Source organism: Okeania sp. SIO2F5 (assembly GCF_010692685.1).
Taxonomy (GTDB): domain Bacteria; phylum Cyanobacteriota; class Cyanobacteriia; order Cyanobacteriales; family Microcoleaceae; genus Okeania; species Okeania hirsuta.
The window spans coordinates 1-1,049 of the sequence record NZ_JAAHGU010000329.1; the positions used below are offsets into that span (position 1 = coordinate 1).

Consider the following 1,049-nt stretch of genomic DNA (forward strand, 5'->3'; position numbering starts at 1 on the left):
TACAATACTGGACGCGAGAGGGGGCCATCGATTGGCCCTCGGACCAAAAAGAATCTCAGAAGTGGTTCAATGGATTGGATGCGGTCAATCAGCACGCCCAAGGGTCGAGCAAACGATGGGTCGTCACCTGTGACCGAGAAAGCGACATCTTCGAGTTCTTCAACGCCAAGCGTGAGCCAAACGTAGACGTGTTGGTGCGGGTTTATCAACCGCGTCGAATCGAAGTGGCCGCAGGTGGGGTGGTGTGCCCATTGCCTGATGTTGCTGTGCAGCTTGAGGATTACGGTCACTATCGTGTACAGATTGAGCGACAGGTCAACGGCAAGCGGCGAACGGTAGAGGTGAGCGTGCAATTGCACGCCGCAAGGGTCCATATCTACCCCAACAAGACCCTGAGTGCAGCTCGCCACAAGACCCAGGAACTGTCGTTGGTGATTGCCACCGAAGTCGCTTGTATCGATGTTAAAACGGGTGATGACTGCTTTGATGCAGACAACGCCCTCTGCTGGTCTCTGCTCACGAGTCTACCGATTGAATCCACCGAGGATGTGCAGCGCATCCTTCGCTTCTATGCCCTGCGTTGGCGCATCGAACGACTGCACTTCACCCTCAAGTCAGGAGCCTTGAACGTTGAAAAGCTACAGTTTGATGACGTGCATACGTTAGTCAACGCCTTAAGCTTCTACTCTGTGGTCGCTTGGCACCTTCTGGGACTGACTTACGCGTTGCGTCAAGATCCTGAACAGCCTGCACAGAATATGTTTGAGGCAGATGAATTGCAGCTATTGCACCAACTATCGGGCAAGCCCGTTGACTCGCTTCGGCAGGCGACCTTAGCGTTAGCGACATTAGTGGGCTTTGCCCCCTCTAAGAGGCAACCGCTGCCTGGGGTCAAAGTATTGGCCACTGCACTTGACCGTTTCTACTTTGCAAAACAAGGCGCTGCGGCTGTTTCCAAACCCCTACAGGATTAGCTCCCAAGCTGGGAGAGGGGAGAAAGGCTGGCAAAATGCCTGATTTTCCGATCCCCCTGCCCCCAAGCTGGGGGA

1 protein-coding gene is annotated in these 1,049 nt (G+C 54.4%); it reads left to right on the plus strand.

Annotated elements, in window-relative coordinates; translation table 11 throughout:
- A partial coding sequence (locus F6K27_RS33375) for an IS4 family transposase (protein WP_287300982.1) occupies positions 1 to 974 on the plus strand: 974 nt, incomplete at its 5' end.
- Between the last annotated feature and the right edge of the window lie 75 nt (positions 975 to 1,049).